This is a genomic window from Seminibacterium arietis (assembly GCF_042675725.1).
GTDB lineage: Bacteria > Pseudomonadota > Gammaproteobacteria > Enterobacterales > Pasteurellaceae > Seminibacterium > Seminibacterium arietis.
The window spans coordinates 23975-40140 of record NZ_JBHTJN010000011.1; the positions used below are offsets into that span (position 1 = coordinate 23975).

The following is a 16166-nucleotide window of genomic DNA, read 5'->3' on the forward strand; positions in this document are numbered from 1 at the left end:
TTTAGCAGGGGCGGGCTATATTTTACGGCTTCAAGGCTTCGGTAAAGCCTTGCTTTCAGCTCACAAAATCTAATCCTCTTTTTCTTTACTCAAAAATAAAAAGCGAATACAAAAATAGAAAAAATATAACACGCTAATATAATAGGAGTTATTCTACCGCTTTAAATAAAATCTCGCTTGGAATAACATCGCCTTGCCAATAAAGTCGAGTTGAAACTGTCTCTGCCAACTTTAAAAAAGACTGAGAAATCGGATTGTTAGGCTCGGAAACTACTGTTGGCTCACCTTTATCCATATCCTCACGTAAACGAATATGTAATGGCTGCTGAGAAAGTACTTTTACACCATATTTTTCCGCCATTTTAAAGGCTCCACCAGTACCAAAAATAGGCTCGTGATAACCGCACTTACTACAAATATGCACTGACATATTTTCTACTATCCCGACAACAGGCACAGATACTCTCTGAAACATTGAGACACCTTTTATTGCATCAATTAAAGCAATATCTTGTGGTGTTGTAACCACTAAAGCCCCCGTCACTGGGATCTGTTGAGATAAAGTCAACTGGATATCACCCGTTCCAGGTGGCATATCTATAATTAAATAATCCAATTCCACACTATTTTTAGCCCACAGCGTTTCCTGTAATAATTGATTTAATGCACTACTTGCCATTGGTCCCCGCCAAATAGTTGCACTATTTGCATCCATTAAAAAACCAATAGAATTTGCAACAATACCATAAGCTTGAATTGGCTCAATGTGCTTATTATCGGGTGAAGTTGGACGCTGTTCTGCTACACCAAGCATATGAGGTATAGAGGGACCATAAATGTCGCCATCTAAAATTCCGACATTTGCACCTAACACTTTCAATGCTAAAGCAAGATTCACCGAAATCGTTGATTTTCCTACCCCACCCTTACCTGAGCTGACTGCAATAATATTTTTTACACCCTTCACTGCTGGATGATTGTTCGCCCGTTTTAAAGTAGCAATGTTATAGTTTAGCTGCCATTTAATTTCTTTAGCAGCAGCGATTTCCTTTAAACTTACAGAAAGTGCGGTCTTTAATTGTTCAAATCCTTGTTGCCATAAAAAAGGCAAAACTATTTTGACATACAAAACATCGTCCTTTAGCTCGACTTTTTTCAATGCTCCAAGAGCAATTAAATTTTTTTCTAAACTATCAAATTGAAATTCTGTAAATTTTTCTTTAATTTGTTGCTTCTGTTCTTCAATTAAATTTGCAGAAAAGGAAATCGCCATAACATTCCTCAGCGTAAAAATAATGTTGAGAGTATTTAACCACGTGAAAAGGACTATGTTAAGTCTAATTTTCAAAAAGTGCGGTTAAACTGGAAAAAATACTGCTATTCAGGTAAAATTTTGTCAATTTTTTGAAAAATTATCGAAGGTTAAAGAAATAATATGTCAAATTTAGTTCGTAAAATTATAGTTACTTGTGCTTTACCCTATGCCAATGGACCAATCCATTTAGGGCATATGTTAGAACATATTCAAGCGGATATTTGGGTACGTTTTCAACGCATGCGTGGTAATGAAATTTATTTTGTATGTGCCGATGATGCTCATGGTACACCAATCATGCTGAAAGCAGATCAAATGGGTATAACGCCAGAACAACTGATCAACGATGTACAAAAAAGTCATATGGCTGATTTTGCTGGATTTAATATTAATTTTGATAATTACTACTCTACTCACAGCGATGAAAACCGTCAATTATCTGAAATAATCTATAATAAATTGAATGAAAATGGCTTCATTAAACATCGTACTATTTCGCAACTTTTCGATCCTGAAAAATCAATGTTTTTACCTGATCGCTTTGTAAAAGGCACTTGTCCAAAATGTAAAGCTGAAGAGCAATATGGAGATAACTGTGAAGTTTGTTCTGCAACTTATAGTCCAACCGAATTAAACAATCCACGTTCAACTGTATCTGGAGCAACGCCTATACTAAAACAAAGCGAACATTTTTTCTTTGATCTTCCTGCATTTGAAACTATGCTAAAAAATTGGATTTCTTCTGGCTCCTTACAGCAAGAAGTAGCAAATAAAATGCAAGAATGGTTTGAAGCGGGCTTGCAGCAATGGGATATTTCTCGAGATGCGCCTTATTTTGGCTTTAAGATCCCAAACACTGAAAATAAATATTTTTACGTCTGGCTAGATGCACCTATTGGTTACATGGCATCTTTTAAAAATTTATGTAATAAAAAGAGCGGTATTGATTTTGATGAATTTTGGAAAAAAGATAGTCAAACAGAACTTTACCATTTTATTGGTAAAGATATTATGTATTTTCATAGCTTATTTTGGCCTGCAATGTTAGAAGGAGCCAATTTACGTAAGCCAAATAATATTTTTGTACATGGTTATGTCACCGTAAATGGTGAGAAAATGTCAAAATCTCGCGGTACATTTATTCAAGCTTCTACTTATTTAAATCACTTAGATCCTGAATACTTACGCTATTATTATGCAGCAAAATTGAGTAATCGAATTGATGATTTAGATTTAAATTTAGAGGATTTTGTGCAACGTGTTAATACTGATATTGTTAATAAATTAGTAAATTTAGCCGCTCGAAATGCTGGATTTATTCAAAAACGTTTTGATGGAAAATTGGCAGATAAACTTGAAGATGAGTCCCTTTTTGCTGAATTTGCTATGCAATCAGAACAAATTGCTACATTTTACGAAAACCGTGAATTTAGCAAAGCAATTCGTGAAATCATGGCTCTAACAGATAAAGCTAATAAATATATTGACAACAAAGCACCTTGGATAATTGCAAAAGATGAAACTCGTTCAGTAGAATTACAACAAGTCTGTTCAATGGGAATTCAGTTATTTCGCATACTAATGGGTTACTTAAAACCAGTGTTGCCTCAATTAGCACAACGTGCAGAAATTTTCTTACAAACAGAGATAAACTGGCAAAATTTATCTAAACCATTACTAAATCATCAACTTGCTCCATTTAAACCACTTTTCTCACGATTAGAAATGAAACAAATTGAAATGATGATCGAAAGCTCTAAGACTGAAAATACAAAACTTAATCCGCCGATAAATTCTAACGAAATAAAAAATAGAGTCAAAAATGACCGCACTTCAACGGAAATTGAGCCTTTTGCTGAGCAAATTACCATTGATGATTTTTCCAAAATTGATTTACGAATAGCTAAAGTTATCAAGTGTGAAGCAGTACCAGAAAGTAAGAAATTGTTAAAATTTACTCTTGACTTAGGTAGTGAAACTCGGCAAGTTTTTTCAGGAATTAAATCTGCATATAATACTCCAGAACAACTTGCTGGGCGTTTTGTTGTGATGGTAGCAAATCTTGCTCCTCGCAAAATGAAATTTGGTGTATCAGAAGGAATGATCCTAACCGCTGGCACAGATGGCACGGATCTTTATCTACTTAACGTCGATGAGGGTGTTCGTGCTGGTAGCCGTGTAAGCTAGCATTCAGTAATATTTAAAAGTTACTATCTAATTTCAGCAATGCCTTTCGGTAATGAAAGGCATTTCTTTTAAATTGATTCTACTGATGTACCTTTTAATAATTTACGTAACCAACTTCTATTAGGACTTAATGCATGAATAATATCTTCACTAAGCGGTAAAGGTTCACCAAAAATCAATGATGCCAGATATTCTCCAAGTAAAGGTGCTGACGTTAATCCTCTTGAGCCTAATGCCCCAACTAAATATAAATTTGGAAAATGGGCAGCGTCAGCAATAGCTTGTTTACGTCGGCGTAAATTGAACAAATTTCTATAGTCTACCAATTGCTGTGAAAAGTTTGGTACGTTTCCAACTATTGGAATGCGATCTCTTACCGAACAGCGTACACCAACTCGTGCTTGATTTTTTGATGTATCAACATCATTAATCCAACTCGCTGGTGATAAATTTTGCTGAATTTTTATTTGATTTTCTAACTGTTCCTGTAAACTAAAAGTACGTTCAGCATTATCTCTAACATGACTTGCCCCAATACAATGACTAGTTTTAGCTAAATCTACAGGAGTTAAATAGCCGTCATAACAAAGCACCGTTTTTAAGTTCAATAACTTTCTTGTTGTAGCAATTTGACTAACTTGTCCTCTTACAGGATAAAGAGGTAATGCTTTAGTTTGTGGAAAGTCTGTGATTTTATATCCATTCGCTAATACAACAATTTGGTGTTTAATTTGTGTGTTGTGTTGGTTAGTTAAAACCCACATATTATTTTGCCATTCTAGTCCTGTAATTTTTTGCAAAATTTTGATTTTTAGACCGTACTTTTGTAAAAAAGTAAATGCTGTTTGTACAAATTCACGAGGTGCAAGCCATGCACCTTGCTCAATAAATGCCCCTCCACAAGGTAAATCCAATCCTACTTTTTCACTTAATTCTGTTTGATTGAGAACGTGATAAAGAGAATCTGGTAATCCAAGTTGAGCAATTTTATTCAGTTTTGAGGTGGCTCTACAGTTATAGCCGCAAAGTGCAACACCACAAAATTCATGCTCAAAAACAAATTTTGATTTTGCCCAACGTAAACGTTGCAAGCCATAAGCAAAAGCATGGATGTAAAAACGAACATTACGATTATCATCATCACTTAATTGTGGATAAAATGCTCCTTGTTTGTTACCTGATGCATTCAATGCAGGCTCTTCATCTTCGCAATAAAGTGTCACTTTTGCACCCCGTTCCAATAAAGAAAGTGCGGTAAATAATGATGCAATTCCTCCACCAACAAGAGCAACATCAACATTTTCTAGATTATTTTCTAGTTTTGCTGATTGTGCGAGATACCAAGCAAATTGCGGTGAAGGTCTAAAACTTTCTGTTGATTTATCATGTTTCAGCCCATATAAACATTCTCTTTTTAGTCCAAAACCTTTGCGTTTTTGAACATCAAATCCTGCATCTTGCAAACCTTTTCTAACTGTGCTTGCTGCTGTAAAAGTCGCAAAACTTCCTTGCGGTTTAGTATAACAATACATCGCTTGATAAAGTTTTTCATTCCACATTTGTGGATTTTTATTTGGTGCAAAACCATCTAGAAACCATGCATCAATTTTATTGTACATATAGTCCCCAAGTTGAGGTAAATTCTTTTCAATATCCCCTAACCAAAGATCTAAATAACATTCAGTAAAATGAAAACGGTAACAACCATTAATAGGATCAATCCAGTTATTACAAAATTGCTCTACTAATTCAGTAAATTGCGGATAATACTGATAAGCTATTTTTAGCTGTTTAGGGTGAATAGGAAATTGTTCGAAAGAGAGAAAAAATAAACGCTTTAATGGTGAATGAGAATTCTCTAACCGAAATTTACGAAATAACAGCACTGTAGCAAAAAAATTCAATCCTGTTCCAAAACCTGTTTCAGCAATGATAAAATGAGGTTGATTAAAATTAAGCCATCGTTCCCATAATTGATTCCCTTGCAAAAAAACATACTCTGTTTCTTTTAATCCATCTTGAGTAGAAAAATAAATATCATCAAATTGATTAGATACTGGGGTATTTTGTGCATTAAACTTAATATCTGCATACTGAATTTTAAACATCGGAAAACATCTTTTTGTTGCTATTACGGAATTTTGCTATAATAACGGAAATTTTTTTATTGGTCGAACCTTAGAATAAAAACTTGCAATATTTTCAATTAGTAGTAATTTAACTAATAATTTTATATCACTTTTCAACTCATGAGGAATAATCCATGAAAAGAGCCGTAATCACTGGTCTCGGTATCATTTCCAGCATTGGAAATAACAAACAAGAAGTATTAGATTCATTAAAAGCAGGAAAATCTGGTATTGAAGTTGTACCAGAATTTATTGAAGCAAAAATGCGTAGTCATGTTGCTGGTACAATTAAATTAAATCCAGCAGAATTGATTGATCGCAAAGTATTCCGCTTTATGGGTGATGCCGCTGCATATGCTTACCTTTCAATGAAAGAGGCTATTGCTGACTCAGGATTAACAGATGAGCAAGTTTCTAATGATCGCACTGGCTTAGTGATTGGTGCAGGAACAGGTTCGGCACATAATCAATTGATTGCTTGCGATGCAGTTCGTGGACCTCGTGGTGTAAAAGCAATTGGACCTTATGCAGTAACTAAAACCATGGCATCTAGTGTATCTGCATGTTTAGCAACCCCCTATAAAATTCGAGGTGTAAACTACAGTATTAGCTCTGCTTGTGCTACTTCTGCACATTGTATTGGTCATGCCTTAGAACTTATTCAATTAGGTAAACAAGATGTCGTTTTCGCAGGCGGTGCGGAAGAATTATCTTGGGAATGTGCAACAGAATTTGATGCAATGGGGGCTGTTTCCACCAAATATAATGATACGCCTGAAAAAGCATCTCGAGCATATGATGCAAATCGTGATGGCTTTGTAATTGCTGGTGGTGGAGCCGTTGTTGTTGTAGAAGAATTAGAACATGCCCTTGCTCGAGGTGCTAAAATTTATGCTGAAATTGTGGGATATGGTGCAACATCTGATGGCTATGATATGGTTGCACCAAGTGGCGAAGGTGCAGAACGGTGTATGAAACAAGCAATGGCAACTGTAGATAGTCCCATTGACTATATCAATGTACATGGCACATCAACTCCAGTGGGTGATGTCAAAGAACTTTGTGCTATTAAAGCTGTTTTTGGTGACAACATTCCGCCAATATCTTCAACTAAGTCTATGACTGGACACTCTTTAGGAGCTGCGGGAGCTCACGAAGCTATTTATTCTTTACTGATGCTTGAAAATGATTTTATTGCTCCAAGTATCAATATCGAAACCTTAGACGAACAAGCTATAGGTATGAATATTGTGACTGAAACCAAAAAAGATGCTGGCTTAAATACCGTGATGTCAAATAGCTTTGGTTTTGGTGGCACTAATGCAGCTTTAATTTTTAGACGCTATTCCAAATAGATGCATCTGAAAACTAGCATTAGATAGCTCAAAAAGTGCGGTCATTTTAACCGCACTTTTTATTGATAAATTAAGACTTATTCAGCAAGAATACACCTTGATCTGATAAATGCACATAAAGTTTTGTCGCATTTGGATCAAAATAATCTGGATTGGTATTAACTAATAAATCTCGACCAGCCCAATCAACTACAATTTCCCAATGATTTCCCATGTAAACTGCACTTTTTATATTACATTGTTGATGTCCTTCACCCGTTTCTTTTAAACTCACAGCTTCTGGACGGATACCAACTAAGCACTCACCTTCCGATACCCCAAAATCAGTGGCATTTGGTAAACTAAAATTATAACCGTTTACAGTCACTGTATTAGATTTCAAATAGCCATCGAAAATACTACTTTCACCCATGAAATTAGCCAAAAATAATGAGTTAGGACGTTGATAAAGCACTCTTGCTGGTGCTTTTTGCATAATTTTTCCTTTATTCATTACTATTACTTCATCAGATACAGCAAATGCTTCTGTTTGATCATGAGTAACATAAAGTGAAGTGATGCCCAGATGTTGTTGTAACTCACGGATTTTTTCACGCATTGCACGACGTAAATTAGCATCAAGATTACTCAAAGGTTCATCAAACAGTAACACTTTTGGTTTGAGAACTAATGCTCGAGCTAAAGCGACTCGTTGTTGTTGTCCTCCTGAAATCTGATCCACATAACGATCTTCAAATCCAGCTAAATCTACTAATTCAAGAGCCTCTTTGATGCGTTTCTTACGTTCTTCACCGCTCACTCTTTGCATTCTTAAGCCATAACCAACATTATCACCAATCGACATATGAGGGAAAAGAGCATAAGATTGAAAGACTATACAAATATCTCTCTGCTGAATAGAAGACTTAGTTACATCCTCACCATCAATAAAGATTTGTCCTGATGTCGGATTCTCTAATCCTGCTACTAATCGTAACACTGTAGTTTTTCCACAACCAGAAGGACCAAGCAAAGTAACCATTGTTCCTCGTTTAATCACTAAATCCAAATCATCAATCACAACAGATTTACCAAAGGCTTTTGTTATATTCTTTAATACTAAAAAATTATCGCTCATAAGTTATCCTTAATTTTTTTAATTGGGTAAAACAAATTTTACACCGCACTTTTTCTTATTTATTAATTCATTTTTTTCGCTTTAGAACGGGAGATCCGTGTGTCTCCAACTATCCAATCGAAAAATAAAATAATCGCCATCATTACAACAATTAAAATTGAACCATAAGCAATAGCAATACCATATTCACCGTCTTCTACCCTATTCAAGATATAAGCTGTTGCAACACGAGTATCTGCTGTCACTAAAAATACTATCGCACTAACAGTAGTCATAGCTCGCACAAAGCTAGTCACTAATGCAGAAAGTAAAGCTGGTTTTAATAATGGAAAAACAATGAACCAAATAGTTTTTAAGGAGCTACCTTTCAATGAGAGTGAAGCTTCATCAAGAGATTTATCCAATTGCCCTAGCCCCGCAACCGCTGCTCGCATACCAACAGGCATGTTACGCATTACCATTGAAAGAATAATGATCAGCCCCGTACCTGTGAGGTAAATTGGTGCATCATTAAATGCGATGATATAAGAAACACCAGCAACCGTACCAGGTACAGCGAAGCAGAGCAAAGTTAAAAACTCTAAAGTTTTTTTACCTTTAAAATCCCTTCTTACTGTGATATACGCAATAAGCAATCCAAAAATAGCTGTAATTGGTGCAGCACTAGCAGCAAAAATTACGGTTTGAATTAGTGAAGGCCAAGCCCCATCATTAAATCCTTGACCAAACAATGTAATGTAATGTTGTAATGTGAAAGTGTAATCAACCCCCCAATTTCTAGTGAAGCTACCATAAAAGATGCTTCCATATAAGACCGCATTAAAAATGACCCAAAAGCCTAAAGTAAAAATAATAATATATTTTAAAGTAGTTGGTAGTTCTTGAACGTCTCCACGGTAAGACTTCCCTGATACAGTCACATAAGAGCGGTTACCAATCCACCAATATTGAATAATAAAGATTGCTAAAGAAAATATGAGCAATATTGTACCTAATGTACTAGCTGAAGCATAATCTAACTGAGACCCTGCAATGTAGAAATAAATTTGTGATGAAATAACATCAAAACTACCACCAAGAACCAACGGAGTACTAAAATCAGCTAATGATTGAATTGCAACAACCAAGAATGAATTTGCTAATGCTGGTTTTAATAATGGGAAAATAATATGAAAAAAAGTTTGATAACGGTTAGCTCTTAATGTATATGAAGCTTCCTCAATAGAAGGATGTATAGATTTTAATGCTCCTTCTAAAATCATAAATGACATAGGGGTAAGTGCCAAAGTGTGAGCTATTACAATACCCGTAAAACCATATAGCCAGTTGCTGCTAAATCCAAAATATTCAACTAAGAATGACGTTACATAACCAGAACGTCCCAACATTAATGTTACCCCTAATCCAACGACAAAAGGAGGTGTAACAATAGGTAAAATAGAAAATATTTTACCTATTACAGCAGTACGTTTAGCTATTCTAGTAGTATAAAGAGCGAAAACTAAACCAAATGAAGTCGCTAAAATACCAATAGTAAATGCAACAGCTAATGAGTTTCCAATTACACGCAAGACATACGGTTTACTTACAATGTCCAATACTTGGGTTGGAACAAATTCTGAACCGTCATAGAACATTGAAATAAAAATGGCAAAAGTTGGATAAACGATAAAGAAGAAAATAAGTAAAATAATGCTAATTAGAGAAAATATAATAAATTTATCTCCTTGCATAAATTTCATTTTTGCTAAAGCATTAGTTGCTAATGCAACCAATGCAATAACTAAAACAAAAATAGAATATCCAAGACTAAATTTTTGTAAAATGGCAGACAAAAATATAAAAGAAAAGATCCCTACAACAGCAAGAAACTCAACCTTTCCTTGTTTTTGCTCCCCTTCATTTTTAAATAAATAAGAGAGTATTGGTACAACTAATAATGAACTAAACCAAATCCAACTCAAATTAAGTTTAGACCATCCCATTGCCTCGTAAATTTCTTCAGCAGTAGAGTCTGTTATACCATAGTGTAGTGTCATCGTTGGCAACACAATAAACCCAATGAATGACAATAAAATCCACACTAGGTTACTTTTAAATATCTGTGTCTGTTCACTCATAAAACCTCCGTGAAACAAAAATTATTTTGCTAATTTGACTTCCGTAACCCATTTATCAATTATCTTACTACGAACTTCATTTGCCCCAAATCGATCAAAATCATAATTAATTAAATTTAATTCTGTTGGTTTAAGTGAATAAGGTGACGGTTTAGCATTAACATTAGTTGGAATATGATGGGATTGTGCTTTTTGCCAAGAGAGTTCTTGAGCTTCTTTTGACATAACCCAATCTGCAAATAATTTTGCATTTTCCAAATTTCTTGCTTTTTTAATGATGCTAATCCCACCTAGTTCATAACCAGTTCCTTCACAAGGCACAACTAGCTCAATAGGTGCTCCATTTGCTTTTTCAAAGGAATAATTTTGTAAAAATCCAACTCCAATTGCTGTCTCACCCCTTGCAGTATTTCTTGAAGGAGCCGTACCAGCTTTAGGATATTGAGAAACATTTTTATGAAGTTTTTTCAAATAATCAAAAGCCTTATCTTCTCCCCACAACTGGATAAATGTCGCAATCGCTGTATAGGCAGTACCTGAACTTTGTGGATCTGCTAATTGAATCTCGTTTTTAAGGCGAGGATCAAGGAGATCTTTCCAGCATTTTGGAGTTTGAGTAATACCTAACTGTTTTAATCTCTCAGTATTTACACCAAATCCTAAAACCCCCATGTATACAACAGAACTGTTTCCATTCCCCAATTTTTGGAATTGAGGCAACACTTCTGCTAATTTCGGTGAAGAGTAAGGTTCAACAAGACCAAGTTCTACAGCCTGTAAATGAGTATCAAATGGTCCACCAAACCAAACATCAGCCTGAGGATTATTTTTCTCTGCTACCATTTTCGCCAAAGTACTACCTGAACTATTGCGAATAAATGAAGCTTGAATATTGTATTTTTCAGAAAAACCCTGAACTGCTTTTTCACATACTACATTTTGAGCACTACAATAAACTACTACTCTTCCCGATGGCTCAGCTAGTGTTTGAGAGCTAAATAACTCTGCAAAAAGCAACGTAGAAAGAGACAAAGCAACTTTAGATAATTTCATATTCATCCTCCTAGTAAGAATGATCTTTTATTTAACTAATTTAACTTCATTAATCCATTTTGTAATTAAACGCTTACGCTCCGTAGCATCACCATATTTTTCAAAATCATAATTAATAAGTTTCAATTTTTTAGGGTCAAACGCTACTGGTGATTGTTCAGCAGTAGTATTAGTTAAAGTTTGGAAAGATTTTCCTTTTTTCCAAGCTAATTCTTGACCTTCTTTTGATAATGCCCAATCTACAAATAATTTAGCATTGTCTAAATTTCTTGCCCCTTTAATGATGCTAACACCACCCAATTCGTAACCAGTACCTTCACAAGGCACGATCATTTCTATCGGAGCTCCTTGTTGTTTTTGCAACGCATAGTCATGCAAGAAACCAATTCCTACTACAGTTTCACCACGGGCAGTATTATTAGAAGGAGTAATTCCTGATTTTGTGTACTGTGAAATATTTGGGTGCAACTGTTTAAAGTAATCGAAAGCCTTGTCTTCTCCCCAAATTTGAATGAAAGTCGCAATCGCTGTATAAGCGGTGCCAGAACTTTGTGGGTCTGCGATTTGAATCTCACCTTTTAAGCGAGGATCAGTTAAGTCTTTCCAGCATTTTGGTACTTCAGTAATACCTAATTTTTTCAACCGCTCAGTGTTAACTCCAAACCCTAAAATGCCCATATAAATAGCTGATGTATAGTTACCTTTCATTTTAGCTGGATCTTGAAAACGCTCTACAATTTGCTCAATATTCGCTGAGCGATATGGCGTTAATAATTCCATTTCTGCTGCTTGAGCTTGAGGATCTAATGTTCCACCATACCACACATCTGCTTGTGGATTATTTTTTTCCGCCTCAATTTTAGCTAAAGTACTACCTGAACCATTGCGAATGAAAGAAGTTTTAACATCATATTTCTCACCAAATGCTCTAGTTTCAGCTTCGCACATTTCATTAGTTGCACTGCAATAAACTATTAAACGCCCCTTTGCCATAGCTTGGGATGACAACATAAGTCCAGTGGTAAAAAGTGCGGTGGAAATTGCGACAGAAAGTTTTTTTAATTGCATAAATATTCTCCTCTTGACTAGCAGTTTTAATTAATTAAGTACTCTCATAGCACTACTATTAAAATACCTCGCAATGCTACACTAAAATAAAATAAAATAATGTGAATTTAGTCACAGAATAAGATATTGATTTTATTTATTCGCTAAATTATTATCAAAAACATTAATTTTTCTTTATAATTCTATTTACGACAATTTATTCGAGTTTACCTATGTCAGATCAATCTTGCATTATTATTGCCATCACTGGTGCTTCTGCTTCTGGAAAAAGTTTAATAGCATCAACTATCTATAAAGAACTATGTGAAGAGTTGGGTTACAAAGAAATTGGTATTATTTCTGAAGATAGCTACTACAAAGATCAAAGCCATTTAGCATTAGAAGAGCGAGTTAAAACTAACTATGATCACCCTAATTCAATGGATCGTGATCTATTAATTGAACATTTGCAAAAATTAAAGTCTGGTGAGGCGGTAGATATTCCCGTATACAGTTATGTAGAACATACTCGCACTGATCAAATAACCCATTTCAAACCAAAAAAAATTATAATCTTAGAAGGAATCTTACTTCTTACTGATGAACGAGTGCGACAAGAAGCTAATATTTCAGTGTTTGTTGATACCCCATTAGATATTTGCTTTATCCGTCGTCTAAAACGAGACATGGAAGAGCGAGGTCGCTCACTCCAATCTGTAATTGAACAATACAGAGCAACTGTTCGCCCTATGTTTTTACAATTCATTGAACCATCTAAGCAGTATGCTGATATTATCTTTCCAAGGGGTGGAAAAAACCGCATTGCGGTCAATATGTTAAAAGCCCAAATTCTGCAGTTGCTAGGAAAAAAATAAGGATAAATAATATGCGTTTGTGTGACTCTGATATTGAACGTTATCTAGATGAAAATATTATTTCTCTCACTCCTCGCCCAACGAAAGATAAAATCAACGGTGCAACTGTTGATGTAAGACTTGGGAACTCTTTTCGTGTATTTCGAGAGCATACGGCTCCTTATATTGACTTAAGTGGACAAAAGGAAGAAGTAACAGCTCAACTTAATGCTGTAATGAGTGAGGAAATTATCATTGCTGATAACGAGGCTTTTTTTCTCCATCCTGGTGAGCTTGCTCTTGCTACAACTTTAGAATCAGTAAAGCTACCTTCGAATATTATAGGCTGGTTAGATGGTCGTTCATCACTAGCACGATTAGGGCTAATGGTCCATGTGACTGCTCATCGTATTGATCCTGGTTGGGAAGGAAAAATCGTATTAGAGTTTTTTAACTCAGGAAAACTGCCATTAGCACTTCGTCCGAATATGGTAATCGGTGCATTAAGTTTTGAGACTCTCAGCGGACATGCTAGTCGCCCTTATAATTGTCGCATCGACGCAAAATACAAAAATCAACAAAATGCTGTTGCTAGCCGAATCAATGAAGATAAGTAAAATGTGTAAAAAGATCACATGCGGTATAATTTTTATATTAGTTGTGATCTTTAGTTTTATTTATGTACACAAAAATCATATAGAACAAAAAATAATACCATTACTACATGAAAATAATATCGAATTTAACCAGTTGAGTTTTGATATTTTACCCACTCCAAAGTTGCAACTAGAAGAAGTTAAATTACAACTTAACACAAGTAAATTTCATTTTAAAAATATTATTATTTCAACTTCCATATCATCTCTTCTTTTGAATAAAAAAATACAATTAGAAGAAATTTATTTACAACAAGGTGAAATCAAAAATCCAAATTTCAATGAAGTAGATATTGTTATTAAACCAACCGCACTTTATTTAAAAGATCTACTAGGTCTTATTAAAAAGAATAGTAATATGAAAACAATTAATAACGATTACTTAATTGAATTAAAAGCGACAGATCAACAAAACAACCGTGTCAAATTAAAGACTTACTCTACATTACAACCTGATAAAATAAAAATGAAATCTCTCGACTTAACAATTGAGACACCTCAAGCTGTATTTAATCATTTAAATAAACTTAACCTTAAAGCAGAGAAAGGAGCGATAATATATTCGAAAGTGAATCATAATATCAATGTTAATTTTAATTCTATTCAAATAAATCATGTTAATTTTAACCAAATCGAAGGAAACATTAATAAAGATCATTTACAAATAAATGGAGATTTTGTTATTGATAAAAATAATATAAAATTCAATTACACGCCTATTAATAATATTATTTCCCACCAAAATTCAACGCTACAAATAACGGCAAATTATTTAGATACAGACAAATGGCTCAGTGTATTGGAGCTTCCCGTAATACTAACAGGGAAATCTAATCTTAATGCAGATCTTTTATTAAAAAATAATATAATTCAGCAAGGAAATGTAAACTTTAATATTACAATGGGAAATTTAAAAGGATTAAATATTCTCAATATTATAAGTCAGGGACTACCAATAAATTATCCTCAAGATATTTCACAAAACTTAGATAGCCCTTTCAATCAATTAACGGCTAAATTAGATTGGAATAGAGAATCACTTAATATTTCACAACTATTAATGTCAAATACATATTTTTATCTTAAAGGAGCTGGAAAAATTCAATTGCATAATATGCAATGTCTTTTTAAAATCAATCTCTATTCAAATGATGAAAAATATCAAGATATTACTCTACCTATTACATTTTTTGATGATTGTTATTACCCAAAATACAAAGTAGAAATTAATAAATCTTTAAGAAAACAAATTAAAAACTTGTTAAAAGAAAAACTACAACAAAAACAAAATGATACCGCACCTATTAAATAAAATTAAAAGTGCGGTGACTAACATCATAAAAAACAGCTTTAAGCATTATCAATCCCAAAGGACATCACATCGCTGATTTCATCTACGTTTAATGCGATCATCAACAGTCGATCAACACCTAATGCAACGCCTGAGCAATTGGGTACACCTGCTTGCAATGCGGCTAAAAATCTATTATCAATTTTTCGTTGTGGCAATCCCATTTTTTGTCGTAATCGATTATCCAACTCAAAACGATGTTGTTGTTCATTAGCATCCGTTAACTCATTAAATCCATTTGCCAATTCCAATCCTTTATAATAGAACTCGAAACGTTCTGCTACTCGATGATCTTCCGAACTAATTTGAGCTAACGCAGCTTGTGTTGAAGGGAAATGATATACTGCGATAGGTCTGGTTTTACCGATTTCAGGCTCAACAAGAGTGCTAAATAAAAATTGCAGTAAAGTATCACGATCTTCATTTTCTGCACCTGTTAAATTTTGCTCTTGTGCTTTTTCAATAAGTTCCGATAATTCAGCTGAAAGCGGATCAATTCCTACATATTGCTGAAAAATAAATTGATAACTAACAGTTTCTGCTGATTCACAGTCTAAAATATTTTGTAATAAATCATCGACTTCATTAATTAAACGATACATATCAAAGTGCGGTCTGTACCATTCTAACATCGTAAATTCTGGATTATGTTTACGTCCTCTCTCCTCGTTACGAAATACTTTACACAATTGAAAAATTGGTCCACTACCAGCCGCAAGCAAGCGTTTCATATGATATTCTGGACTAGTAGAAAGCCAAAGTGTTTTCGACCGCTCTTTAAACGGAGAAATAAATTCACAGCTAAAAGTGGAAAGGTGAACATCTGTCACGCCAAATTCACTCAATACTGGAGTTTCCACTTCAAGCAAACCACGTTCAGTAAAAAAGCGACGAATTTCAGTTATAATTTTTGCTCTTGCCAATAAGTTTTTAATTGAAGCAGATGGTTGCCACTGAGGTTCTAAAAGCATAATTTTTTCCT

At 34.4% G+C, this 16166-nt stretch carries 12 protein-coding genes; 5 read left to right on the forward strand and 7 right to left on the reverse strand.

Annotation, left to right across the window (positions count from 1 at the left end; genetic code table 11):
- Positions 1 to 148: 148 nt before the first annotated feature.
- Complete coding sequence (gene apbC / locus ACFQ02_RS05740; RefSeq protein ID WP_380820432.1) at positions 149 to 1273, reverse strand: iron-sulfur cluster carrier protein ApbC; 1125 nt, start codon at positions 1271 to 1273, stop codon at positions 149 to 151.
- A gap of 162 nt (positions 1274 to 1435) precedes the next feature.
- On the opposite strand from apbC, the gene metG reads away from it, so the two are divergent.
- Positions 1436 to 3502 carry a methionine--tRNA ligase gene (gene metG / locus ACFQ02_RS05745; RefSeq protein WP_380820434.1) on the forward strand — a complete coding sequence of 689 codons (2067 nt, stop codon included), beginning with the start codon at positions 1436 to 1438 and terminating at the stop codon, positions 3500 to 3502.
- A gap of 68 nt (positions 3503 to 3570) precedes the next feature.
- Here the strand turns inward: metG and mnmC are convergent, their stop codons facing one another.
- A complete protein-coding gene (gene mnmC, locus ACFQ02_RS05750) occupies positions 3571 to 5610 on the reverse strand; it encodes a bifunctional tRNA (5-methylaminomethyl-2-thiouridine)(34)-methyltransferase MnmD/FAD-dependent 5-carboxymethylaminomethyl-2-thiouridine(34) oxidoreductase MnmC (RefSeq protein WP_380820437.1) in 2040 nt (679 codons plus the stop codon).
- Between the two features lie 155 nt (positions 5611 to 5765).
- Here mnmC and fabB point away from each other — a divergent pair, with 155 nt between their 5' ends.
- Positions 5766 to 6986, forward strand: a complete 1221-nt coding sequence (gene fabB / locus ACFQ02_RS05755; protein ID WP_380820440.1) for a beta-ketoacyl-ACP synthase I — start codon at positions 5766 to 5768, stop codon at positions 6984 to 6986.
- A 70-nt stretch (positions 6987 to 7056) separates the two neighbouring features.
- Here fabB and fbpC read toward each other — a convergent pair whose 3' ends face one another.
- From fbpC to ACFQ02_RS05775, 4 genes are all read right to left on the reverse strand, one after another.
- On the reverse strand, positions 7057 to 8103 hold the full coding sequence (gene fbpC, locus ACFQ02_RS05760) for a ferric ABC transporter ATP-binding protein (RefSeq protein ID WP_380820442.1): 1047 nt from the start codon (positions 8101 to 8103) through the stop codon (positions 7057 to 7059).
- A 62-nt stretch (positions 8104 to 8165) separates the two neighbouring features.
- Positions 8166 to 10223, reverse strand: coding sequence for an ABC transporter permease (locus ACFQ02_RS05765; protein WP_380820445.1), 2058 nt, complete (start codon positions 10221 to 10223; stop codon positions 8166 to 8168).
- Between the two features lie 21 nt (positions 10224 to 10244).
- On the reverse strand, positions 10245 to 11276 hold the full coding sequence (locus ACFQ02_RS05770; protein ID WP_380820447.1) for an ABC transporter substrate-binding protein: 1032 nt from the start codon (positions 11274 to 11276) through the stop codon (positions 10245 to 10247).
- Positions 11277 to 11303: 27 nt separating this feature from the next.
- Positions 11304 to 12344: an ABC transporter substrate-binding protein gene (locus ACFQ02_RS05775; RefSeq protein WP_380820450.1), complete on the reverse strand. Its 1041-nt coding sequence runs from the start codon at positions 12342 to 12344 to the stop codon at positions 11304 to 11306.
- Positions 12345 to 12556: 212 nt separating this feature from the next.
- Between ACFQ02_RS05775 and udk the strand changes: the two genes are divergently transcribed.
- From udk to ACFQ02_RS05790, 3 genes are read left to right on the forward strand one after another with little or no spacing between them, the layout of a single operon-like run.
- Complete coding sequence (udk, locus tag ACFQ02_RS05780; RefSeq protein WP_380820453.1) at positions 12557 to 13198, forward strand: uridine kinase; 642 nt, start codon at positions 12557 to 12559, stop codon at positions 13196 to 13198.
- 11 nt (positions 13199 to 13209) lie between these two features.
- The gene (gene dcd, locus ACFQ02_RS05785) at positions 13210 to 13794 is read left to right on the forward strand and encodes a dCTP deaminase (protein WP_380820455.1); all 585 of its coding nucleotides are present in this window, start codon (positions 13210 to 13212) and stop codon (positions 13792 to 13794) included.
- Positions 13781 to 15145: a hypothetical protein gene (locus ACFQ02_RS05790; RefSeq protein WP_380820456.1), complete on the forward strand. Its 1365-nt coding sequence runs from the start codon at positions 13781 to 13783 to the stop codon at positions 15143 to 15145. Before dcd ends, ACFQ02_RS05790 begins: the two co-directional genes overlap by 14 nt.
- Positions 15146 to 15183: 38 nt before the next feature.
- Here the strand turns inward: ACFQ02_RS05790 and epmA are convergent, their stop codons facing one another.
- Complete coding sequence (gene epmA, locus ACFQ02_RS05795; protein ID WP_380820459.1) at positions 15184 to 16155, reverse strand: elongation factor P--(R)-beta-lysine ligase; 972 nt, start codon at positions 16153 to 16155, stop codon at positions 15184 to 15186.
- Positions 16156 to 16166: the final 11 nt, after the last annotated feature.

Bases quoted from the DNA above. Each gene is read 5' to 3' on its own strand.
- apbC (WP_380820432.1), bottom strand. From the start codon at position 1,273: ATGGCGATTTCCTTTTCTGCAAATTTAATTGAAGAACAGAAGCAACAA.
- metG (WP_380820434.1), top strand. From the start codon at position 1,436: ATGTCAAATTTAGTTCGTAAAATTATAGTTACTTGTGCTTTACCCTAT.
- mnmC (WP_380820437.1), bottom strand. From the start codon at position 5,610: ATGTTTAAAATTCAGTATGCAGATATTAAGTTTAATGCACAAAATACC.
- fabB (WP_380820440.1), top strand. From the start codon at position 5,766: ATGAAAAGAGCCGTAATCACTGGTCTCGGTATCATTTCCAGCATTGGA.
- fbpC (WP_380820442.1), bottom strand. From the start codon at position 8,103: ATGAGCGATAATTTTTTAGTATTAAAGAATATAACAAAAGCCTTTGGT.
- ACFQ02_RS05765 (WP_380820445.1), bottom strand. From the start codon at position 10,223: ATGAGTGAACAGACACAGATATTTAAAAGTAACCTAGTGTGGATTTTA.
- ACFQ02_RS05770 (WP_380820447.1), bottom strand. From the start codon at position 11,276: ATGAAATTATCTAAAGTTGCTTTGTCTCTTTCTACGTTGCTTTTTGCA.
- ACFQ02_RS05775 (WP_380820450.1), bottom strand. From the start codon at position 12,344: ATGCAATTAAAAAAACTTTCTGTCGCAATTTCCACCGCACTTTTTACC.
- udk (WP_380820453.1), top strand. From the start codon at position 12,557: ATGTCAGATCAATCTTGCATTATTATTGCCATCACTGGTGCTTCTGCT.
- dcd (WP_380820455.1), top strand. From the start codon at position 13,210: ATGCGTTTGTGTGACTCTGATATTGAACGTTATCTAGATGAAAATATT.
- ACFQ02_RS05790 (WP_380820456.1), top strand. From the start codon at position 13,781: ATGAAGATAAGTAAAATGTGTAAAAAGATCACATGCGGTATAATTTTT.
- epmA (WP_380820459.1), bottom strand. From the start codon at position 16,155: ATGCTTTTAGAACCTCAGTGGCAACCATCTGCTTCAATTAAAAACTTA.